The sequence below is a fragment of the Bacillus sp. ISL-39 genome (assembly GCF_018613295.1).
Taxonomy (GTDB): Bacteria; Bacillota; Bacilli; order Bacillales; family Cytobacillaceae; genus Mesobacillus.
On record NZ_JAGGQM010000013.1, the window covers coordinates 1 to 23,644 of the forward strand.

Consider the following 23,644-nt stretch of genomic DNA (forward strand, 5'->3'; position numbering starts at 1 on the left):
AAAACGTTGGCTCATGTTCTTCTATAATAGAAGCCATGATAATTTATTGTTTGTTGACGCTTGTTTGTTTAGTTTTCAAAGAGCAATTCTTGCATCGTCGCCCAGAAGCGACTTTAATAATATAACATTTACTAACTGTATAAGTCAATAACTTTTTTCAAAAACTATTGATTTAAACGTTATTGTCTCCTTACTGACTTTGAAGATTATATCAGGCAAATTATTTTAATGCAATACTTTTTAGCCACTTTCTTAAAACTATACAATTTTTTAGTCATAACTCTTTTTCAGATCCCAAAAGACAGCGTCATAATCTCTATTTAAAAGGCTGTTTTCGTAATGATTGTTGTTAAAATCCTAAAACCGATTTTAACTTAATATAAGGCCATTTTGCAGGTCGGTATTAAGTTTGCATGCTCTTTTCTCACAAAAGAATCAACTTTTCGAAGGTAAATAGGTCATTCAATCCTATTTTGTAGTCAATAGCAACAAAGTTTGAGAAAACAGCCATTAAAAAAAACAAAAGCCGGCTTGGAACGCCAGCTTACTGGATGATGTCCTCGATATGCAAGTATCTGTTCTTTTCCAAGGCAAGGATCTGTTCTGTCTCAAGCAACTTAACCAGTGGCCTTGCCGGGTTCTTTTCTTCAACAAAAATGATTTCTGCTGCCTGTCCATCTGAAAGGCGGATTTTTGTTCCAACTGAATAATTCATGATGGCAGAACTCAAAGCTTTCAAGGCGGTAATGTCGAATTCGCCAAATAGCTCCTCATTGATCATCTCTATTACTTTAAATGGAGAGTGTTTTGGCTTATAAATCCTTTCCGAAGTCATCGCATGAAAAGAATCAGCTACAGCGAGGATCTTTGCAAAAGGATGGATCCTATTTGCCTTTTCCCCAAATGGATAGCCGCTGCCATCCATTCTTTCATGATGATGAAGAATCGCAATTTTTGTAGCGTCCTTCAGCAATGGACTGTTTTTTACCATTTGATAGCTGTATGTAGGGTGCTTTTTGATTTCTTCAAATTCATCTACAGTTAAAGTCGAGTTTTTATTAAGAAGTGATGGACTGATTTTCGCCATTCCGCAATCCGATAAACATCCAGCCAGTGCAATCTGGGTGATATCCCCTTTGCTGTAATTCAGCTTTTTGGCGATGAAGGCACTGATGATTCCTACAGCCAATGGATGATCGTAGATGTATTCAGTCTTGGTTGAATAATGATGAAGATTGAATATATCCGAAGATGTCATCTCTGTCTGCTCAATCAAAGGAACAATAATCGTTCTTAGTTTAGCAATATCTATCTGCATTCCTGATTGCCAGGAGATAAACTCTTTCCTGAATTTCTGCCTGGCCTGTAAAAACAGATCGATAAAAGTCTTTCCATCCTCGTTAGACTTTAAGCTCACTTTTTTATCGCTGCCAGACGAAGGTGCCTGAAAAGGCAAACCATTCACTAGTGTTTTCTCCACATCTACTTCTTTAATTAGAAAGACTTTAAGGATTCCTATCAGCTGTTCTGATAATACTGTTTTTTTATTCATGATGGGTCTACTCGTTTTACTAAGAACATCATCAGTAAGGATACAGCCCTCTTTAAGGTTGTCTACTAGTACACGCAAGGCCTTCCACCCCAGAATTTAAATTTTCTTACAATTTATTTTACTTTATTTTACCAAAAAAGAGGAACACATTTTTGTGTTCCTCTCAAAAGTTTATTCTTCATCCACTTCAGTTGGCAGTTCTTCAGTCTTTTCTGTTCCTTCACTGGCAACTTCTTCAGGGTCAATTGTTGCTTCAGCATTTTCATCCAGTTCGACGTCTTCAGGCTTTTCTTCTTCTTCCTTATCGACTTTCGCAACTGTCGCAACATATTCATTTTCTGCTTTGTTGAGGCTGATCAATTTTACACCCTGTGTATTACGGCCTGTCATGGAGATCGAGCTTACAGGGATGCGGATCAGGACACCGCCTGTTGTGATCAGCATAAGGTCTTCCTCACCAGTCACGACTTTCATCGTCACAAGGTCGCCGTTTTTATCAGTGATGTTACATGTCTTGATTCCCTTTCCGCCTCTTCCTTGCCTTCTATATTCTTCGGAAGGGGTTCTTTTGCCGTATCCGTTCTTCGTTACAACGAGGATTTCAGCACTTTCTTCAAGTACTTCCATGCCGACAACTTCATCGTCATCAGACAGGGTAATACCTTTTACTCCTGTGGCAGTACGGCCCATGGAGCGGACATCGGTTTCAGGGAAACGGATCAATAAGCCGTTCTTCGTGCCGATGATCATTTCTTTGCTGCCGTCTGTCATTCTGACAGAGATCAATTCATCGCCTTCACGCAGGTTCAGGGCAATTAGTCCATTGTTGCGGATATTCGCGAATGATGAAAGTGGAGAACGTTTTGAAATTCCTTCTTTCGTTGTGAAGAACAGGAACCAGTCATCCACAAATTCTGAAACAGGAATAATGGCGTTGACCCATTCGCCCTTTTCGATTTCCAAAAGGTTGATGATTGGGATTCCCTTCGCCGTACGGCTGAATTCCGGTATTTCGTAACCCTTCGATCGATACACCTTACCCTTGTTTGTAAAGAAGAGGATCGTATCGTGCGTCGATGTGGTAACCAGATGTTCAACAAAATCATCCTCATTTGTTCCCATACCTTGGATGCCGCGGCCTCCGCGTCGCTGTGCTCTATATGTTGAAACAGGCAGGCGCTTTACGTAGCCGTTATGTGTAAGGGTAATGACGATATTTTCACGAGGAATTAAGTCTTCATCCTCGATCATTTCCAATCCGCCCGATACGATTTCCGTTCGGCGCTCATCGTTGAAGCGCTCTTTGATTTCAGTAAGTTCTTCGCGGATGATTTCCAGCACTTTTTCATTATCAGCAAGGATCGCTTTTAATTCCGAGATTAGCTGCATAAGGTTTTGGAACTCTTCTTCGATCTTTTCGCGTTCCAAGCCTGTAAGCCTCTGCAGACGCATGTCAAGAATAGCCTGTGCTTGCTTTTCGGATAGCTTGAACTGTGTCATTAATCCTTCTCTTGCTATATCCGTAGTGCGTGAGCTTCTGATCAGGCTAATGACCGCATCAAGATTATCAAGCGCGATTCGCAGACCTTCGAGAATGTGGGCACGTGCTTCTGCCTTTCTAAGTTCAAACTCTGTACGGCGTCTAATGACGACTACCTGATGGTCAAGATAGTATTCCAGGCATTGCTTGAGGTTAAGAACCTTCGGCTGTCCATCGACTAAAGCAAGAAGGTTGATCCCAAAGCTTGTCTGCAATGCAGTTTGTTTGTAAAGGTTATTTAAAAGCACATTGGCATTCGCATCCTTACGAACTTCAATGACGATCCTCATACCCTTGCGGTCAGATTCATCCCGCAGGTCTGTAATGCCGTCAAGCCTCTTGTCGCGGACTAATTCAGCGATTTTTTCAATCAGCTTGGCTTTATTAACCTGGTAAGGCAGTTCCCTGACGATGATGACTTCCTTGCCGTTTGATTTTTGTTCGATTTCAACTTTCGCACGGAGGGTGATCGATCCGCGGCCTGTCTCATAAGCCTTGCGGATGCCACTGCGGCCCAGTATCATACCTGCAGTCGGAAAGTCCGGTCCTGTGATGATTTCCATCAGTTCCATAATTGTCATGTCAGGATCCTTACTGATTGCCAATACTCCATCTATCACCTCGCCAAGCTGGTGAGGTGGGATGTTTGTCGCCATTCCGACAGCGATACCGGAAGTACCATTGACGAGCAGGTTCGGGAACCGTGAAGGCATGACAATCGGTTCCCTTTCAGAACCGTCATAGTTATCCTGATAATCTATTGTATCTTTATTGATGTCTCGTAAAAGCTCCATCGAAATTTTTGACATTCGAGCTTCTGTATAACGCATCGCGGCTGCCGCGTCGCCATCGACAGATCCAAAGTTTCCATGACCATCAACAAGCATATAGCGGTAGTTAAAATCCTGAGCCATACGGACCATTGTGTCGTATACGGCAGAGTCACCGTGCGGGTGATACTTACCGATAACTTCGCCGACGATCCTCGCCGATTTTTTGTAGGCCTTATCTGAATGCATGCCAAGGTCATGCATCGCGTACAGGATCCTTCTGTGTACAGGCTTCAAGCCGTCACGGACATCCGGTAACGCACGTGCCACGATAACACTCATGGCATAATCCAGGAAGGATGATCGCATTTCCTGGCTAATATTAATCTCTTTTACACGTGGATTTGGTGTTTCAGCCATTTAAGAGAAACCTCCTTTAGGAACTCTGTTCAGCACGGCCATATAGGGGAAAAACGCTCTGCGCGCCCCTTGGCCATTTCAGAAAAAGCAGGATAGAGGCAGAACCTTCTATCCTGACCATATATTATTAAATATCCAGGTTTTTTACATAAAGTGCATTCTGCTCGATGAAATTGCGTCGAGGCTCTACCTTATCACCCATCAGGATTTCAAAGGTTTCATCCGATTCGATTGCATCTTCAAGGCTTACCTGGAGCAGTGTCCTTGTTTCAGGATTCATCGTTGTCTCCCATAGCTGCTCAGGATTCATCTCACCAAGCCCCTTATAGCGCTGGATGCCTGGCTTCGGCTGCTGTGGAAGCTCCGCGAGGATCTGTTCGAGCTGCTTGTCGTTATAAGCATATTCGATTTTTTTGCCCTGCTGGATTTTGTATAAAGGCGGCTGGGCAATATAAATGTATCCTGCTTCTAGGATCTTTCTCATATAGCGGTAGAAGAACGTCAACAATAGAGTACGGATATGGGCGCCGTCGACATCGGCATCGGTCATGATGACGATTTTTTGGTAACGAGCTTTTGAAAGGTCGAAATCTTCGCCAATCCCTGTACCGATTGCCGTAATGATCGCTCTAACCTCATTATTGGATAAAATTTTATCAAGACGCGATTTTTCAACGTTCAGGATTTTACCGCGCAATGGCAGGATCGCCTGGAAGTGGCGGTCACGGCCCTGCTTGGCCGATCCGCCCGCAGAGTCACCCTCAACAACATATATTTCACTGATGGCCGGGTCCTTTGAAGAGCAGTCAGCCAGTTTACCCGGCAAGCTTGAAATTTCAAGCGCGCTCTTTCTTCTTGTCAGCTCACGTGCCTTTTTCGCTGCCAGTCTCGCTCTTGCTGCCATTAGTCCTTTGTCGACAATCTTTCTTGCGATATTCGGGTTTTCCAGCATGAATTTTTCAAAGTGGTCGGAAAACAGTGTGTCAGTTACCGTACGGACTTCTGAATTCCCGAGCTTTGTTTTCGTCTGGCCTTCGAATTGTGGATTAGGGTGCTTGACCGACACGATTGACGTCAAACCTTCACGAACGTCATCTCCTGAGAGATTTGAATCACTTTCCTTGAAGATTCCGTGTTTGCGTGCATAATCATTAATCACACGAGTCAAAGCTGTTTTGAAGCCAAATTCGTGTGTACCACCTTCATAGGTATGGATATTATTCGCGAATGAATAGATGTTCCCTGTATAGCTATCGTTATATTGAAGAGCAACCTCAATAGTAATGCCTTCTTTTTCACCTTCAATATAAATCGGTTCTTCGTGAAGGACTTCCCTGGTACGGTTTAAATGCTCAACATAGGATTTAATTCCGCCCTCGTAGTAATATTCATTATTTTTGCCTTCACCGCGCTTATCCTCAATCGTGATCTTGATTGCTCTGTTCAGGAAGGCAAGTTCACGCAGACGGTTTGCGAGTGTTTCATAGTCATATTCCAATGTCTCAGTGAAAATTTCCGGGTCCGGCTTGAAGTGTACAGTCGTTCCTGTACGGTCTGTTTCACCAATGATTTTCAATGGATCGCCTACAGCACCGCGTTCGAATTTCTGATAATGGACTTTGCCATCACGATGGACAAATACTTCAAGATAAGTAGACAGGGCATTAACAACGGATGCACCAACACCGTGGAGACCTCCGGATACCTTATAGCCTCCGCCGCCGAATTTACCTCCGGCGTGAAGTACTGTCATGATGACCTCAACTGCTGGCCTTCCCATTTTCTCGTGGATACCGACAGGGATTCCGCGGCCATTATCCTGAACTGTGATACTGTTATCTTCTTCGATAATGACATTGATCTCGTCACAGTAGCCGGCAAGTGCTTCATCTATACTATTATCAACGATTTCCCATACAAGATGGTGCAAGCCTTTTACACTCGTTGATCCGATATACATCCCTGGACGTTTGCGTACAGCTTCCAGGCCCTCAAGCACTTGTATCTGGTTTTCATCGTACGCTTGTCCTTGCATGGATTGTTCCTCCATAGCCATATCGATCACCTACACTTTCATTTTGACTCAACTTTTTGAAAACATATCTATTGGCTATTTTCGCATATATCGTTGTTTTTCGACATTTTTTGCGAAGATGCCGATCTATTAAAATTCCTGAACGGATAATTTTTGGGAGCGTTTCTTTAATGTTCCTGATGCAAGTGGGGAATAATATATATGATTTCCTGTTACCACGATTGATTTGACCGTTCCCTTGGCCAAATGGATAATCTGCTGGTCCTGGCGCGTTATGAACTCCTCCATGAATGGAGAAGAACTGGCGCTTTCAATGTCTAATATCGCTATTATATCTTTTGTCCTGACTAGGACTTCTTCACCAACATGCAAATACATGTAGTCCACCTCATTGGATTCTTGACATTTCGCCGGTTTTCACTTTGTAAGTGGCTGCTTCCCTTAATGTCTGATGGTCAATTCCATCCACACTAGTGGTCGTGACGAAGGTTTGAACTTTCCCCTGGATGGTATTTAATAAATGGGATTGGCGATAATCATCCAGCTCAGACAGGACATCATCAAGCAGCAGGATTGGATATTCGCCAATTTCTGAATTGATCAATTCAATCTCCGCCAATTTCACGGAAAGTGCTGTCGTCCGCTGCTGACCCTGCGATCCAAACGTCTGGACATCACGGCCATTTACGAAAAATTGCAGATCATCCCGGTGCGGCCCGAACATGGTGGTACCCCGGTCAATCTCTCTCATCTTCATTTTAGCAAATTTTTCTTCATACACTGCTATCATTTTCGACAAATCATCATCTTCTGATACCTCTGCTGAGGGTTTGTAGACTATTTTTAAGTCCTCAAGCCCTCTTGTTATTCCCTGGTGGATCGGCAATGCCCACTGTTCGAGCAAATTCAGGAATTCAAACCGCTTCACAATGATTCTGGCAGCAGCCTGGATAAATTGTTCAGTCAGAATCTCGAGCATTGTATGGTCTGAAGCCTTTTTGATCTGCAGCTGCTTCAGATAATGATTCCGCTGCTGAAGGATTTTGTTGTACTGGCCCATATCATGCAAATAAATTGCCGATACCTGACCAATTTCCATATCGACAAACCGTCGTCTTACTTGAGGGCTCCCTTTTACAAGATTAAGATCCTCAGGAGCAAACATGACGACATTCATATTGCCGACATACTGGCTTAGCTTCCGCTGTTCAAGATGATTGACCTTTGCCTTCTTGCCTTTTTTGGAAATGACAAGCTGCATCGGCAATGATCCGTTGTTTTTTTTAATCCGTCCCTCTATTTTAGCATATTCCTCATCCCAGCGAATTAAATCTTTATCATTGGAGGTACGGTGCGATTTTGCCATTGCCAGCACGTAGATTGACTCCATGACATTCGTTTTTCCCTGGGCATTCTCCCCGAGGATGACATTTACCTTATTTTCAAATACCGCCTCTAATCCCTGGTAATTGCGGTAATTCCTTAACTGCAGTTCCTCTATATACATGAACAGTTCATCCTCTGGATTATTGCGTTATGCTGAACTCGCCTAAACCAGGAATCGATACCTGATCTCCGGAACGAAGCTTCCTGCCTCTTCGCTGATCTTGTTCACCATTGATAAAAACATCATGTTCACTTAAAAACCACTTTGCCATTCCGCCTGATTGGATTACATCGGCAAGTTTCAGGAATTGGCCAAGCGTGATATATTCCGTATCAATTTTTATTTTCTCATTCACGTTTCTCACCCTTTTCTTCCAAAAGGACTTAATACTTTATTTTACTAAATTTTTTCCATAGAAACAAATTTTCTTATTTTTTTCCTATGATCTTGGCCTGTTGATTTACGTTCCAGGCGTTTCTCTTTCCGTGGGGCTGGAGGTGAGCCTCCTCGGAGCAAGCTCCTGCGGGTCTCACCTGTTCAGCTGATCCCACAGGACATTGAATTGCTTCCCGGACCTGCCCGCGCACGATGGAAATGCGGTAGCATTTTCGGAGGAGTCTACGCGCCTTCCACTACAATCAACAGGTTGCTAAGAATCACCTTCAGACTATAACAAAGTCCATTTTTTCAACATATAGAAAAAAACCACCAGCAATTAAAACTGGTGGCAGTATGGATTTTAGTACGTTCTTACCGGCAGGATCAGCTGCAGGATGGAATCGTCGTGAAGCGGTCGGATGACGAATGGTCTCATTGCGCCTGTAAAGCTGATTTGGATTTCTGTTCCTTCCAATGCTTTCAGGGCATCCATCATATATTTCGCGCTGAATGAAATTTTCAGATCCTCACCATCGATGGATTGGCTTTGGATTTCTTCGACAACAGTACCGATTTCCGGCGTGTTGGAGGAAACCTCGATAGCGCCGCCTTCGATTGTAGAAAACTTAACCACATTGTTTCTTCCTTCTCTGGCAAGCAGGGATGCACGATCGATTGCATGAAGAAATTCCTTTGTGTTAACGACTACATCTGTTTTGCTCTCAGTTGGGATCAATCTTCCAGTGTCAGGATAATTTCCCTCAAGCAGTCTTGAGAAGAACAATAAGTGCTTTGCTTTGAACAATACCTGGTTTTCTGTAATGACGATATCCACTGATTCTGAGCTGTCATCCAGAATCTTGCTCAATTCTGTCAAGCTTTTACCCGGGATGACCACATTATAGCTTCCAGTGTTCTCCGCTTCGAGTTTCGCCTTTCTCAACGCAAGCCTGTGGCTGTCTGTTGCAATGCAGATTAACTCATTGTTTTCGACCTTCCAGTTTACACCTGTCAAGATTGGGCGTGTTTCTGAGGTGGACACTGAAAAGACAGTCTGGCGAATCAGACCTTTCAATAAGTCTGTAGGAATTTTGAATACATGCTCTTCCGAAATTTGCGGAAGATGTGGATATTCCTCAGCATCCAGGCCATTCAGGTTAAATTCTGATTTGCCAGAACGGATAATGGTCTGGAGATTATTGTGGACATCGATTTCTACTGAATCTGTAGGAAGCTTCTTAACGATTTCACTAAAGAAACGAGCTTGCAAAACAATAGATCCTGGCTGTTTGATTTCGACGATTTCATCCCCGTTTTCTTCTTTAGGAATGAAAGATTCGATGGAAATATCAGAATCGCTGCCTGTAAGAGTTACTCCCTCTTCATTCGCAACAATCTTAATACCTGTCAAAATGGGGATTGTTGTTCTGCTCGTCACTGCCTTCATTACGTCTTGGACGCTTTGGAGCAATGAATCGCGCTGGATAATAAATCTCATTTTTTAGCCTCCAGTTAGGAATATTTTTTTCTGTAATGCATATATTAATATGTTTTAAAAAATAGTAGAAGTACTAGTAGGGCCTGTGGATTTGTGGATAAGTGGATTTATTCAAAGGAAACACAGCCTATCCACATGTGGACAGACTGTGCGTAACCAATGGAGAGTTATTCACACTTTCCTAAACCCTTAATTGTTCATTTATTTCTTTCAGCTGCTTTTGCAGGCTTGAATCAACTGAAATCATCTTTGAAATTTTTTCATGGGCATGGATGACCGTCGTATGGTCACGCCCTCCAAATTCTTCGCCAATTTTAGGCAGAGAGAAATCTGTCAGCTCTCTAGATAAGTACATAGCGATTTGCCTAGGGAAAGCGACGGATTTCGTCCTTTTCTTCGCTTTAAAGTCCTCTAGCTTTACATTGAAATGCTGGCCTACAACCCTCTGGATGTCGAGAATCGTGATTACCTTCGGCTTGGAACTAGGGATTATATCCTTTAGCGCTTCAGCCGCCAGGTCCGCATTGATATCCTTGTTGATCAGTGAAGAATAAGCGACGACACGAATCAAAGCTCCTTCAAGTTCGCGGATGTTGGAGTCGATTTGGTTCGCGATATAGAGCATAACCTCATTCGGAATATCCAGGCCTTCTGCTTTCGCCTTTTTACGGAGAATCGCAATCCTGGTCTCGAGATCTGGCGGTGTGATATCCGTAATTAACCCCCATTCGAAGCGGGATCTCAGCCTGTCTTCAAGCGTTGGGATTTCTTTTGGCGGACGGTCACTGGAGATGACAATCTGCTTGCTTTCCTCGTGCAGTGTATTGAAGGTATGGAAAAACTCTTCCTGTGTTTGTTCTTTTCCAGCCAAAAATTGAATATCATCTATGAGCAGGACATCGACATTGCGGTACTTATTGCGGAAATCTCCCGCTTTATTGTCCCTTATCGAATTGATAAATTCATTCGTGAATTTTTCGGATGACAAATAAACCACTTTCGCATTCGGATTATGATCCTGTACATAGTGCCCGATTGCATGCATCAAGTGGGTCTTACCAAGTCCGACGCCCCCATAAATGAATAAGGGATTATAGGCTTTTGCCGGCGCTTCTGCTACAGCAAGCGAGGCTGCGTGTGCGAAACGGTTGCCCGAACCAATGACAAAAGTATCGAATGTATATTTCGGGTTGAGCATGCTGACAGGCAAATCTGGAATATCGTTTTCTTTCTTCACTCGTTTTGGCGGCAATGGAATGTCGAGATCTTCTTCGTTCTGGTTCTGCGGAATGATGAATTTTACAGAAAGCTCTTCACCAGTGATTTCATATAAAATACCGCTGATTAACTGGGAATAACGTTCCTCCAGCCAGTCACGGGCAAACTCATTCGGGGCTGTAATCGTAAGGACGTCCCCCTGCAAGGAATGCGCCTTCGTTGATTTGAGCCATGTATCGAAACTTGGCTTGCTGATCTTTTTCTCGATTTTAGCGAGAGCGTTGTTCCAGAGATCTGCAATGTTCTCCAACAATTATCCCTCCTTTTCTAGTCGTTTTACGCATTTTTTCTCTATATCTGGCTGCATTGCACTCACAGTTTCATATTTAATCTTTTGCATCCATGCCCGAAAAGCACAAAATCAAAGGTTATACATGCTGTACAACCCCTGGATTAATAAATATACAAAACTATTAATGTGGAAAAATATATAATAAGGAAGAAATGAAGCTTTTCGACAATATCCACTTTCTGTGGACAAAGTTTTACAACAGGCCTGAATAACCTATCCACAGCTTATCCACAATTTGTGGATAAGTATATTTTCGTTATCGAATTATTAAGAGTGAAAACACAAATATAATATCAGATAATCTAGCATGGCGCAACGCTTTTTAATACATTATCCACAATACACTATCACTGTGGAGATTAATTGTCCACAGGCACTTGAATTGTGTAAAAGCTGTCAGAAAGGGTTGTGGATAATAAAAAATGTGTCGAATTTTGTCCACAGGACGCTTTAAAGAGGAAAAATAGCGGATAAATATTGAGATTAATAATTATTTTATGGGCGGATAATATTCTTCAAAAATTAATTGTGAGCCTTTGTAAATTTTATAATGGCCAGCTAGCTTTTGGATGAGGATCATATATAGAAGTTCGGAAAGTGTTCCGAAATGTAGAGGAATGGTCCGAATTCATTTTAGAAAGTAGAGATTGCAGAAGTCCCAGGAGATAAGTAATTAAAATTATGCCAATGCCAGCGAATTCCGAATAGGCACTTGACAATATACGCTGCCCCTCTTTATAATTACAAAGACTGTCTGTAACAGCTATTCCTCAGGGAGGTGTAACATATATGAAACGCACTTATCAACCAAATAAACGTAAACACAGCAAAGTTCACGGATTCCGTGCCCGCATGAGCAGTGCAAATGGCCGTAAGGTTCTTGCTCGCCGTCGTCGCAAAGGAAGAAAAGTATTATCAGCTTAGGCCACTGAAATGTCAGTGGTCTTTTTTCTCTTTGGGCAATACTATTTTGGGAGCTGAGCTTGCTGAGCGAGATGGGCTTTAAGGGATTTATTTTTGGCTATACTTTTTAAATAGGCTGTGTAAAAATGTATCATTTATTTTGATATCCTGTTGATTGTAGCGGAAGGCTCAACGCCTGGAACGAAAATCAACAGTCTGATTTACACAGCCTTTAAATAAATCCATTTATCACTATTCCAAACAAGTTCCCGTAAAGATCCATAGAGAATTGAAGGTGTTATAGATGAAAAAAGACTTTAGAGTGAAAAAAAATAAAGAATTTCAAGAGGCTTTCAAAAAGGGAAGATCTGTTGCGAACCGGCAATTCGTTGTCTATATCCTGAAAAAACCCGACCAGGAAAATTTCCGCATCGGGCTGTCGGTCAGCAAAAAAATCGGCAATGCCGTCATGCGCAACCAGATCAAGCGATATATCCGGCAATCCTTCCATGAATTCCAGGACCGCGTCCATAACGGGAATGACTACATCATCATCGCCCGGAAGCCAACTAGTGAAATGGACATGCATGAAGTGAAGAAAAGCCTTGAGCATGTCTTGAAGGTCGGGAAGGTTTTGAAGAAGCCGAAACCTGGAGATAATGAGTGAGGCAAAAATATTTGCCGAATTGCATTTTTTAAAAGCGCTTCCCTATAAAAGATGTTAAAATACTCTTGATTGCATGGCGCTGACAAAGCTAAATGTACATAAATTTTGGGACAAACTTTTGAAAATAAATGAACGTACCGGGAAGTTAGGAGGAAATGAAGCTTGAAAAAAAGAATATTATTGATAATGGGCTTGCTTTTGGTGATGACCGTGCTGACAGGCTGTATGGAGTATGACCAGCCAATCACTGAGGAAAGCAAGGGTTTTTGGAATGAATACATTGTTTATCCATTGTCCTTGTTAATCGTCAAGATGGCTGAATGGCTCTGGGGCAGCTTCGGATTATCGATTATCGCTGTTACTTTGATCATACGCCTGGCTATCCTGCCGCTTATGATCAAGCAGACAAAGAGCTCCAAGGCGATGCAGGCGTTGCAGCCGGAAATGCAGAAGCTGAAGGAAAAATACAGCTCGAAGGACCAGAAAACCCAGCAGAAGCTGCAGCAGGAAACGATGGCACTGTTCCAAAAGCATGGTGTCAATCCGCTTGCAGGCTGTTTCCCGCTAATCGTCCAGATGCCGATCCTGATTGGTTTCTACCACGCGATTTCAAGAACAAGGGAGATTGCCGAGCATAACTTCATGTGGTTCGACCTTGGTTCACCGGATCCATATTATATCCTGCCGTTAGTCGCAGGTGCTACAACGTTCATCCAGCAAAAAATGATGATGGCCGGCCAGGAAGCAAATCCGCAAATGGCGATGATGCTATGGCTGATGCCAATCATGATCATTGTATTCGCGATCAACTTCCCAGCAGCACTTTCATTGTACTGGGTAGTCGGTAACTTATTCATGATTGTTCAAACTTACTTTATTAAAGGGCCGGATCTTAAGGCAACTGCTGCCGGCAATGCGGGAGGAGCAAAAAAGTGAAACAGGTAACTGCTACAGGACAAAATGTCGACGAAGCAGTAGAATCCGCTTTAGCTCAATTAAACACAACCAAAGACCGCACAGAAATTGATGTAATTGATGAAGGCAAAAAGGGGATTTTCGGACTTTTCGGCACACGCCCGGCTGTCGTCAAGGTGACAGTTAAAATTGATGCTGTTGAAGAAGCCGTAAATTATTTGAAATCGGTTGGCTTGCAAATGGGAGCTCCAATTGAAGTTGATGTGAAGAAGGAAGGGAAAACAGTACTCTTTACGATGTCAGGCGAGAAGATCGCTTTGCTGATCGGAAAAAGAGGACAAACACTGAATTCCCTGCAATTTTTGACCCAGCTCGTAATGAACCGTTATTCTGAACAGTATGCTACTGTCTTGCTTGATGCGGAGGATTATCGCCAGCGCAGGAGCGATACACTCGTGCAATTGGCTGAACGCCTTGCGCAAAAAGCAGTCAGAACCGGACAGACCGTTGCGCTCGAACCTATGCCTTCGTATGAACGCAAAGTGATTCATACTGCATTGATGTCAAATAAAAAAATCAAAACCTATTCCGATGGCACAGAGCCACATAGACATATTGTGATCGCGCCTTCAAAGTAATTAATGAGTGAAAAAACCCGAACCCAGCGCTGGTTCGGGTTTTTTGTGCGATATATTTAAGGATTTGGCATATTTTTTGAGTATCTGCTTCATAAGTCCTTCATGAGAGTTGAAATTCATTATTTTTTGGACTCTCAGTGATATAATTTTGATCATTTAAAAATTTTATTGGCGATAATCAAGATTTATTGGCGAAAAACGAATTATATTGGCGAAAATGAGCAGTTTATTGGCGATATTTCATTTTTATTGGCGAATTGGAATTTATCGCGGACTTTTTCCAATTTATCATTCCAACCACCCATCTTAATCACATCAATTGTCATTATTCATATCCAAACTCCTGCCAACATCGAGAGATCTAGTTGAATCATATTCAAGTTTTATTCACTGGTACGCTAGAAATTAAAATCAAAATTCAACATCCAGTATTTCAGGTCAGACAACACTTCTGCGTCAATCATCCCTCCAGCTAACTCAACCCAATCCATTTTTCCACAACACAAATAAAAATCATTTATTTCCTCATTTGGTTTTATTGTTATTCACATGTGGATAAGTTAAAATTAAATAAGTTTATTTAATGAGTTGTGGATAAATTCACAGTTGAAAGTATTACTTTCTTTTTTTCGCTAAAGTGATGTGATATTCTAGTAATTTGTAGAAAACAAACTTTAATCTTTTTTGATATAAATCATTTTTATGGAAAAAGCGGGGTGAGCAAATGGAATTTGATACGATTGCGGCGATTTCTACGCCGATGGGTGAAGGAGCGATTGCGATTGTCCGTTTAAGCGGTGATCAGGCTTTCGAAATAGCAGATCGCCTGTTCAAAGGGGTTGGCAGCAAGAAGCTGAGTGAGGTTGCCTCGCATACAATCCATTACGGCCATCTGATTGATCCGAAAACTGGACAAGTCGCGGAAGAAGTAATGGTCTCTGTCATGAGAGGGCCAAAAACGTTCACGAAAGAGGATGTAGTTGAAATCAACTGCCATGGGGGTCTTGTTTCTGTAAACCGTGTGCTCCAGCTTGTTCTGAATCAGGGAGCGAGACTGGCGGAGCCGGGGGAATTTACAAAACGGGCTTTTTTAAATGGACGTATCGACCTTTCCCAGGCTGAGGCAGTCATCGACTTGATCAGAGCGAAAACAGACCGTGCGATGAACCTGGCTCTTGGTCAGATGGAAGGACGCCTATCCAGGCTGATCCAGAAGCTGCGTCAGGAAATCTTAGAAGTTCTTGCGCATGTCGAAGTGAATATCGATTATCCGGAATATGACGATGTAGAAGAAATGACGCATAATATGCTTTTGGAGAAGGCGAAGTATGTAAAAGGGGAGCTTGAGAAGCTTCTCCAAACCTCACAGCAGGGAAAAATCCTCCGTGAAGGATTGTCCACCGTCATAGTTGGCCGCCCAAATGTAGGGAAATCTTCGCTGCTTAACAGCCTTGTGCATGAAAATAAAGCGATTGTTACTGATATACCAGGGACCACGCGTGATGTCATCGAGGAATATGTGAATGTCCGTGGTGTTCCTTTAAGGCTGCTTGATACAGCGGGAATCCGCGAAACGGAAGATATTGTCGAAAGAATTGGTGTAGAACGGTCCCGTCAGGTCTTGAAGGAAGCTGATTTGATTTTGCTTGTTCTGAATTATTCGGATGAGCTTTCGGAAGAGGATCGGAACATTTTCAAAGCGGTTGAGGGAATGGACGTGATTGTCATCGTCAACAAAACCGACCTGCCGCAAAAAATTGATATGGACCAGGTGAAGGAGCTTGGGAAGAGTTATTCTCTTGTCACAACTTCATTGCTGGAGGACAAGGGAGTGGATGAGCTGGAAGAAGCGATATCCAGCCTGTTCTTCTCAGGTGCGATCGAATCGGGAGATATGACGTATGTTTCGAACAGCCGCCATATCGCACTCCTGAATCAGGCTGTCCATTCAATAGAAGAAGCAATCTCGGGTGTCGAAATGGGAACTCCAATTGATATCGTCCAGATCGATCTGACTCGTTCCTGGGAGCTGCTTGGCGAAATTATTGGAGAAAGCGTGCATGAAAGCTTAATCGACCAGTTATTTTCCCAGTTCTGCTTAGGGAAGTAATAATAAAGAAACTATTTTCATAAAATTTTCTCTCTTGCTATTAGATTTATTTGATGTAGCGCTTTTGGACTATACAGATGTTTGAATGGGGCATAAAAAGGAGGCAGCAGGATGGGCTATGAAGCCGGAAATTATGATGTGGTTGTAGTTGGTGCCGGCCATGCGGGTGTTGAGGCAGCACTTGCGCCGGCACGCATGGGTGCGAAAACCGCGATGATTACCATCAATCTTGATATGATTGCGTTCATGCCGTGCAACCCGTCAATCGGCGGACCTGCAAAGGGTATTGTTGTACGGGAAATTGACGCATTGGGCGGCGAAATGGGCCGCAATATCGATAAAACATACATCCAGATGAGGATGCTGAATACAGGAAAAGGACCTGCAGTTCGTGCGTTGAGGGCTCAGGCCGATAAATTCGATTATCAAAATGAAATGAAAAAGACGCTGGAAAATGAAAAGAACCTTACATTGGTACAAGGCATGGTTGAGCGCCTGATCGTAGAGGACGGAGAATGTAAAGGGGTCATTACGCAGACTGGAGCCATTTATCGCGCAAAAACAGTTGTCATCACGACTGGTACGTATATGCGCGGGGAAATCATCCTCGGCGAATTGAAATATTCAAGCGGCCCGAACAACCAGCAGCCGTCAATCAAGCTTTCGGAGCACCTCGAGGAGCTTGGCTTTGACCTGGTTCGTTTTAAAACGGGAACGCCGCCTCGTGTGCACAGTGAGAGTATCGATTATACAAAAACAGAAATCCAGCCTGGTGATGATGTCCACCGTGCATTTTCCTATGAAACGACGAAATACATCACAGATCAGCTTCCTTGCTGGCTGACATATACGAATGAGCGCACACACCAGCTGATTGATGACAATTTGCACCGGTCACCAATGTATTCCGGAATGATCAAGGGAACTGGCCCGCGCTACTGCCCATCCATCGAGGATAAGGTTGTCCGCTTTAATGACAAGCCGCGCCACCAGATCTTCCTCGAGCCGGAAGGAAGGAACACTCAGGAAGTGTATGTGCAGGGATTATCAACCAGCTTGCCTGAAGAGGTCCAGCATAAAATCCTCCAGACGATACCTGGACTGGAAAAGGTACAAATGATGCGTGCCGGCTATGCGATTGAGTATGATGCCGTCGTGCCGACGCAGCTGTGGCCAACATTGGAAACGAAACTAATCAAAAATCTTTATACTGCAGGCCAAATCAACGGTACATCAGGCTATGAAGAGGCAGCTGGCCAGGGAATCATGGCTGGAATCAATGCCGGCAGAAGGGCGTTGGACAAAGAAGAAGTCATCCTGAGCCGCGCCGATGCCTATATCGGTGTATTGATTGATGACCTCGTGACAAAAGGAACAAATGAACCATACCGTCTGTTGACATCTAGAGCAGAATACCGCCTGCTTCTGCGTCATGACAATGCGGATCTTCGCTTGACTCAAAAAGGCTACGAAATCGGCTTGATTACCGAAGAACGCTACCAGAAGTTTTTAGCGAAAAAAGAAGCAATCGAAGGTGAGAAACAACGCCTGCAATCCATCATCATCAAACCGACAGCCGAGGTCCAGGAACTGATCCGTTCGCTTGGCGGCAGTGAGTTGAAGGATGGCATCCGTGCTTCAGATTTATTGAAGCGTCCTGAGGTTTCTTATGAGCATATCAAGCAGCTTGTTCCTGCAGCTGGCGACCTTGATTTTGAAACAGAAGAACAGACAGAAATTCAAATCAAATATGAGGGATACATCGAGAAATCTCTTCAGCAGGTTGAAAGGCTGAAAAAGATGGAAGACAAGAAAATCCCGGAAAATATTGATTATGATGCGATTTCCGGATTGGCGACAGAGGCTCGCCAAAAACTGAAGGAAGTACGTCCGCTAACATTGGCACAGGCATCGAGAATCTCAGGTGTGAATCCTGCTGACATCTCTATTCTGCTTGTTTATTTGGAACAAGGGCGTATTGCACGGATTCAATCGTAAAATTTTTAATTGGAGAAAGTATAATTTATCCAGATAGATTAGTGTCTAGCTCCAGCCTAGCCCCTCGAGACGTTTGTCTAGTGTCGCCTCCTAGAAATTTCGAAACTTCAACTCCGCCGGCAGGGTCGGAGTCTCCAGTTTCTGCGTTTCTGGGCAGTCGGCTATACTTTTCGAATTCGGTCCGCCCGATGAAGTCAAAGAGCGACTTCACTGGTCGGCCCTCTGGGGCACAGGACGTGCAGACCCGACAGCCACAGGACAAGGAAAGCTTCGAAGCGATTCATTGCACGACCGAAAGCGGTAGCTTTTGGGAGGACGTGGCGTTATTGTCGGGCAACGCTTGTCGGGGCTGACCAAGGCGCTTGCGCTTTTCTTATAAAATCACCAGCAAGGACAGAAAGGGTTGGCTTATGAATACAGATCAATTTAAAACTTTGCTCGCTGAAAAGGGGATTGAGCTTTCCCAGAAGCAAATGGAGCAATATGAAAAGTATTACCAAATGCTCGTCGAGTGGAATGAAAAAATGAATTTAACTGCGATCACAGAAAAGCCTGATGTGTATTTGAAGCATTTCTATGATTCCGTTTCCGCAGCATTTTATTTTGATTTTAACAAGCCGCTCAATTTATGTGATGTTGGTGCCGGTGCCGGCTTCCCAAGTATCCCGATTAAAATTGCCTTCCCGGAAATCAAGGTGACAATTGTTGATTCCCTGAATAAGCGAATTACATTTCTGGAGCAGCTTTCGAAGGAATTGGGACTGGAAGGAACGACTTTCATTCACGATCGTGCCGAGACATTCGGACAGAATCCTTCTCACCGTGAAAAATATGATGTTGTGATGGCAAGGGCAGTTGCAAGGATGTCAGTATTAAGCGAGCTTTGTATTCCGCTGGTAAAAGTAGGCGGGACATTCGTCGCCATGAAGGGCAACCAGGCAGGAGAGGAACTGCAGGTTGGCGAAAAAGCGATCGCTGTCCTTGGCGGGAAGCTGAGATCCGCTCATTCATTCACTTTGCCGGTGGAAGAGAGCGAACGGAATATTTTAATCATTAACAAATTAAAAGCAACACCTAAGAAGTACCCAAGAAAACCGGGAACTCCGAATAAAACGCCGATTGAATAGAGGCATCCATCATCCACAGCACCTCCAGTCAAAGACCCGAGGTGCACGTTTGATGAAACCAGCCATGTTCGCGTATGCTCTTTGGTCTATTTTGAATAATGAATTTAGTTTATAATAGAGTCTATAGGCAGGAACTTGTCATTTTTATAGAGAATATGTAATAGGGAGTTCATAAAGGTGGTGTAGGTGATGAAGCCTTCTTTTTCGCGCTTTTTTGGCCTTGGGGAAAAGGAAAAAGAACGGAATCAAATGGAAGAACAGAACCAAGTGGAAGAACAGACGGTTGAGGAAATTGACAGCATAGAAAACGAAGAAATAAAGAAAATTCCGATTGACCATATTATTCCAAATAGATACCAGCCAAGAACTGTATTTGATGATGAAAAAATTGAAGAATTGGCCCGTACCATTCACATACATGGAGTAATCCAGCCAATCGTCGTCCGGGAATTCGATCAGGATCGGTTTGAAATCATCGCAGGTGAACGCCGCTGGCGGGCGATGAAAAAGCTTGAGTGGGAAGAAGTTCCTGCAATTGTTAAGAATCTATCCGATTCCGAAACGGCATCCGTTGCTTTGATCGAGAACCTCCAGCGTGAGGAGCTGTCACCGATTGAAGAAGCAATGGCTTATGGTAAATTGCTGGAAATCCATAACCTTACCCAGGAAGCCCTGGCGCAAAGACTGGGAAAAGGTCAATCAACCGTTGCGAATAAGCTGCGATTGCTAAAGCTTCCGCAGGAAGTGCAGGATGCGCTTTTAAATAAGTCGATTACAGAACGTCATGCCCGTTCGTTAATCCCGTTAAAAAACCTTCAGCTGCAAGTGCAGCTATTGGCAGAGGTCATTGAGAAAGCCCTCAATGTCAAACAAACGGAAGAACGCGTCGTAAAGCTACTGAGTCAGAATGAAGAGAAACCAAAGCCAAAGCGGAAGGCATTCAGCAAGGATATGAGGATTGCCGTCAATACCATCCGCCAGTCGCTGACAATGGTTTCCGACAGCGGCATCAATCTCGATTCGGAAGAAGAAGAATTTGAAGAGTTCTACCAATTCACGATTCGCATACCAAAAAAGAAATAATAGATTGCTAGCGGGGGACAGGCTGTCTCCCGTTTTTTTTGTTGTGAAATACAATCCAATCAATTTCGAGGTAATAGTGCTTTTAAGTTAACTAACTTCTCTTATCACAGTGTTTTTCTTTAAAAAGGCTCTGTTATAGCCCAATGTTGGTTTTAACACCTGTTGATTGTAGTGGAAGGCGCGAAGACTCCTGGAGCATCAGCTGAAAGAAGAGACCCCGCAGACGCCAGCAGCGGCGAGGAGGCTCAGCGTCGCCCTGCGGAAAGAGAAGCACCTGGAACGAAAATCAACAGCCTTATTTAAGAGCCTTTTCTTCTGATAGGGCGTAATATTACCGCATTATTTCTTTTTAATAAAAATTCTATCAACTATCTTGATTCATGATAAAATAGAATACATGATTGCTTTTTTCGGTCAGTTTTATCAGAAACTGCGGGAAATGCCTGATCTTTAATGCGTTTTTTGCTTATAAAAGCTGAAAATATACTATTTTACTGGTTTGAAAGAAGGTGACAATGTGGGAAAAATCATCGCGATTGCGAATCAAAAAGGCGGAGTCGGGAAAACGACGACATCGGTGAATCTTGGTGCTTGCCTTGCATACATAGGAAAGAAAGTGCTGCTTGTTGATACGGATCCTCAGGGAAACGCTACCAGCGGTGTGGGGATTGAGAAAGCGGATGTTGAGCAATGCATCTATGATGTTCTTGTTGACGATGTTGAAGCTAAAAATGTAATCCAGCCAACAGCCGTAGAGAATCTATATACAATTCCAGCGACCATCCAGCTTGCTGGAGCGGAAATTGAGCTTGTGCCCACGATCTCAAGGGAGGTTCGCTTGAAGCGGGCCCTCGAGGAAGTGAAGGATCGTTTTGATTATATTATCATTGACTGTCCTCCGTCCCTTGGTTTATTGACACTGAATGCTTTGACGGCTTCAGATGCCGTCATCATCCCTGTCCAGTGTGAGTATTATGCTCTGGAGGGACTAAGTCAGCTCCTGAATACTGTCCGCCTCGTACAGAAGCATTTGAACCAGGATCTGAAGATTGAAGGCGTCCTGCTGACGATGCTGGATGCGCGTACGAATCTTGGTCTCCAAGTCATCGAGGAAGTGAAGAAGTACTTCCAGGACAAAGTGTACAAGACAGTCATTCCAAGGAATGTCCGGTTGAGTGAAGCTCCAAGCCATGGAGAGCCAATTATCATATATGATCCAAAGTCCCGCGGGGCAGAGGTTTATTTAGATCTTGCAAAGGAAGTGGTTGCAAATGGCTAAAGGCTTAGGTAAAGGATTGAATGCTTTCTTTAACATGGAAGCTGAAAAAGAAGAAAAGGTTCAGGAAATCAGCATCAAAGAAATAAGGCCGAATCCTTATCAACCACGAAAAGTTTTCCAGCCGGAAGCGATCGAGGAATTGAAACTATCAATCCAGGAACATGGTATCCTTCAGCCGATTATTGTCAGGAAAACTATAAAAGGCTATGAAATTGTTGTTGGGGAAAGACGTTTCCGGGCAGCGAAGGAAGCAAAGCTTGAGACAGTTCCGGCAGTTGTCCGCGAATTGAATGAACAGCAAATGATGGAGCTTGCCGTATTGGAGAATCTTCAGCGTGAAGACCTGAATCCAATCGAAGAGGGTATCGCCTATCAAACCTTGATTGAAAAGCTGAAGCTCACTCAGGAAGAGTTAGCGAAAAGGCTGGGCAAAAGCCGGCCGCATTTGGCAAACCATATCCGTTTGCTGTCGCTCCCCCCTAAAATCCAGCAGCTGATTTCAGATGGCAAGATTTCAATGGGGCATGGACGCGCGCTTCTGGGGCTGAGAAAGAAAGATAAGCTTCCGATCCTGGTGGATAAAATCCTTAAGGATGGAATGAATGTCCGCCAGCTTGAGCAGCTGATCCAGCAGATGAACGAAGTTGTTCCACGTGAAACAAAAAAGGAAAAAGTGACAAAAGATGTTTTCATCCGTGAACGGGAGACGACGCTTCGAGAGCGTTTCGGGACAACTGTAAACATCAAACAATCCAAAAACAAAGGGAAGATTGAAATAGAATTCTTCTCAAAGGATGATCTCGAACGGATTCTGGAACTGTTAGATCAGCAAAACTCCTAAGCTATCAATTTGATGGCTTCTTTTTTTACTAGGCTCTTTTCGTAAACTTTGATGCTTTCTCAACCAAAAGTAATCCTTATTAAGAAGTCTCCTCGAAAAGAGCCCCGACCTCTTTTTTAGCGCGAATATAGAACATGTACGAAAAGCAACAATTAATGCGAAAACAACTTTTACATACGCGTATCATACAAAATCTGAAGATAGGTGAACAATATGTTTTTACTTGGCACCATTGTAAATGGGTTATTGATTATCATAGGGACCCTGCTTGGCCGGCTATTGACAAGAATCCCTGAAAATATGAAAGCCACAGTCATGCATGGCATCGGGCTTGCCGTCATGGTATTGGGACTGCAAATGGGCTTTAAAAGCGCCAACTTCCTGATTGTCATTTTAAGTCTGGTCATTGGTGCAGTGCTCGGGGAAGCCTGGAAGCTGGAGGATAAGCTGAATTCAGTTGGAGACTGGCTTGAAAAAAGGCTTGGTTCAAAAGGGGAAGGAAGTATTTCACAGGGATTTGTGACGGCGACCCTGATCTTTGTCATTGGCGCCATGGCGATTATCGGCGCTCTCGACAGCGGGATTCGCGGCGATCATGACGTCCTCTATACAAAGGCCATCATTGACGGCTTTACTGCATTGATTCTCACTACAACGCTAGGGATTGGTGTTCTTTTCTCCGCCATTCCGGTTATGCTTTACCAGGGGACGATTGCATTATTCGCGACTCAAATTGATAAGTTTATTCCACAGGCCTTGATGGACAGCTTCATCCTTGAATTGACTGCTACCGGAGGCGTCATGATTTTTGCCATCGGCCTGAACATGATCGGTTTGACAACAATCAGGGTTGCGAACCTTTTGCCAGGTATCCTGGTTACTGGCGTTCTTGTCACCATTTCACATTATATGATTGGAGTTTAAAATTGAAAA

20 protein-coding genes are annotated in these 23,644 nt (G+C 43.5%); 12 read left to right on the top strand and 8 right to left on the bottom strand.

The window, feature by feature from the left end; all coding sequences use genetic code 11:
• Nucleotides 1–544: 544 nt before the first annotated feature.
• The 8 genes from J7E37_RS12030 to dnaA all read right to left on the bottom strand — a co-directional run bounded on the left by J7E37_RS12030 (nt 545) and on the right by dnaA (nt 11,108).
• Nucleotides 545–1,630: an HD-GYP domain-containing protein gene (locus J7E37_RS12030; RefSeq protein WP_214782545.1), complete on the bottom strand. Its 1,086-nt coding sequence runs from the start codon at nt 1,628–1,630 to the stop codon at nt 545–547.
• A gap of 93 nt (nt 1,631–1,723) precedes the next feature.
• Nucleotides 1,724–4,282: a DNA gyrase subunit A gene (gene gyrA, locus J7E37_RS12035; protein WP_214782548.1), complete on the bottom strand. Its 2,559-nt coding sequence runs from the start codon at nt 4,280–4,282 to the stop codon at nt 1,724–1,726.
• A gap of 127 nt (nt 4,283–4,409) precedes the next feature.
• Nucleotides 4,410–6,317 carry a DNA topoisomerase (ATP-hydrolyzing) subunit B gene (gyrB, locus tag J7E37_RS12040; protein ID WP_251009634.1) on the bottom strand — a complete coding sequence of 636 codons (1,908 nt, stop codon included), beginning with the start codon at nt 6,315–6,317 and terminating at the stop codon, nt 4,410–4,412.
• A gap of 129 nt (nt 6,318–6,446) precedes the next feature.
• Nucleotides 6,447–6,695 carry an extracellular matrix regulator RemB gene (gene remB / locus J7E37_RS12045; protein ID WP_192472746.1) on the bottom strand — a complete coding sequence of 83 codons (249 nt, stop codon included), beginning with the start codon at nt 6,693–6,695 and terminating at the stop codon, nt 6,447–6,449.
• 10 nt (nt 6,696–6,705) lie between these two features.
• On the bottom strand, nt 6,706–7,824 hold the full coding sequence (gene recF / locus J7E37_RS12050) for a DNA replication/repair protein RecF (RefSeq protein WP_215024173.1): 1,119 nt from the start codon (nt 7,822–7,824) through the stop codon (nt 6,706–6,708).
• Nucleotides 7,825–7,843: 19 nt separating this feature from the next.
• A complete protein-coding gene (yaaA, locus tag J7E37_RS12055) occupies nt 7,844–8,059 on the bottom strand; it encodes a S4 domain-containing protein YaaA (protein WP_214782554.1) in 216 nt (71 codons plus the stop codon).
• Between the two features lie 384 nt (nt 8,060–8,443).
• Nucleotides 8,444–9,580, bottom strand: coding sequence for a DNA polymerase III subunit beta (gene dnaN, locus J7E37_RS12060; protein ID WP_214782557.1), 1,137 nt, complete (start codon nt 9,578–9,580; stop codon nt 8,444–8,446).
• A gap of 181 nt (nt 9,581–9,761) precedes the next feature.
• A complete protein-coding gene (gene dnaA, locus J7E37_RS12065; RefSeq protein WP_214782560.1) occupies nt 9,762–11,108 on the bottom strand; it encodes a chromosomal replication initiator protein DnaA in 1,347 nt (448 codons plus the stop codon).
• A gap of 831 nt (nt 11,109–11,939) precedes the next feature.
• On the opposite strand from dnaA, the gene rpmH reads away from it, so the two are divergent.
• The 12 genes from rpmH to J7E37_RS12125 all read left to right on the top strand — a co-directional run bounded on the left by rpmH (nt 11,940) and on the right by J7E37_RS12125 (nt 23,635).
• A complete protein-coding gene (gene rpmH / locus J7E37_RS12070; protein ID WP_013059930.1) occupies nt 11,940–12,074 on the top strand; it encodes a 50S ribosomal protein L34 in 135 nt (44 codons plus the stop codon).
• 283 nt (nt 12,075–12,357) lie between these two features.
• Entirely contained in the window at nt 12,358–12,720 is a 363-nt protein-coding gene (rnpA, locus tag J7E37_RS12075; RefSeq protein WP_214782564.1) for a ribonuclease P protein component, read from the top strand.
• A gap of 162 nt (nt 12,721–12,882) precedes the next feature.
• On the top strand, nt 12,883–13,656 hold the full coding sequence (gene spoIIIJ / locus J7E37_RS12080) for a YidC family membrane integrase SpoIIIJ (RefSeq protein ID WP_214735810.1): 774 nt from the start codon (nt 12,883–12,885) through the stop codon (nt 13,654–13,656).
• Nucleotides 13,653–14,273 (top strand): RNA-binding cell elongation regulator Jag/EloR, encoded by a 621-nt coding sequence (gene jag / locus J7E37_RS12085; RefSeq protein WP_214782566.1) that lies wholly within the window; start codon nt 13,653–13,655, stop codon nt 14,271–14,273. Before spoIIIJ ends, jag begins: the two co-directional genes overlap by 4 nt.
• 724 nt (nt 14,274–14,997) lie before the next feature.
• A complete protein-coding gene (mnmE, locus tag J7E37_RS12090; RefSeq protein ID WP_214782568.1) occupies nt 14,998–16,383 on the top strand; it encodes a tRNA uridine-5-carboxymethylaminomethyl(34) synthesis GTPase MnmE in 1,386 nt (461 codons plus the stop codon).
• Between the two features lie 111 nt (nt 16,384–16,494).
• Nucleotides 16,495–18,381 (top strand): tRNA uridine-5-carboxymethylaminomethyl(34) synthesis enzyme MnmG, encoded by a 1,887-nt coding sequence (gene mnmG, locus J7E37_RS12095; RefSeq protein WP_215024175.1) that lies wholly within the window; start codon nt 16,495–16,497, stop codon nt 18,379–18,381.
• 410 nt (nt 18,382–18,791) lie between these two features.
• The gene (gene rsmG, locus J7E37_RS12100) at nt 18,792–19,508 is read left to right on the top strand and encodes a 16S rRNA (guanine(527)-N(7))-methyltransferase RsmG (protein WP_214782575.1); all 717 of its coding nucleotides are present in this window, start codon (nt 18,792–18,794) and stop codon (nt 19,506–19,508) included.
• 189 nt (nt 19,509–19,697) lie between these two features.
• Nucleotides 19,698–20,591: a nucleoid occlusion protein gene (noc, locus tag J7E37_RS12105; protein ID WP_215024177.1), complete on the top strand. Its 894-nt coding sequence runs from the start codon at nt 19,698–19,700 to the stop codon at nt 20,589–20,591.
• 162 nt (nt 20,592–20,753) lie between these two features.
• Nucleotides 20,754–20,894, top strand: coding sequence for a multidrug transporter (locus J7E37_RS12110; protein WP_251009635.1), 141 nt, complete (start codon nt 20,754–20,756; stop codon nt 20,892–20,894).
• A gap of 214 nt (nt 20,895–21,108) precedes the next feature.
• Entirely contained in the window at nt 21,109–21,870 is a 762-nt protein-coding gene (locus J7E37_RS12115) for a ParA family protein (RefSeq protein ID WP_214782584.1), read from the top strand.
• On the top strand, nt 21,863–22,711 hold the full coding sequence (locus J7E37_RS12120; protein ID WP_214782590.1) for a ParB/RepB/Spo0J family partition protein: 849 nt from the start codon (nt 21,863–21,865) through the stop codon (nt 22,709–22,711). Before J7E37_RS12115 ends, J7E37_RS12120 begins: the two co-directional genes overlap by 8 nt.
• Nucleotides 22,712–22,924: 213 nt before the next feature.
• Nucleotides 22,925–23,635 carry a DUF554 domain-containing protein gene (locus J7E37_RS12125; RefSeq protein WP_214782593.1) on the top strand — a complete coding sequence of 237 codons (711 nt, stop codon included), beginning with the start codon at nt 22,925–22,927 and terminating at the stop codon, nt 23,633–23,635.
• Nucleotides 23,636–23,644: the final 9 nt, after the last annotated feature.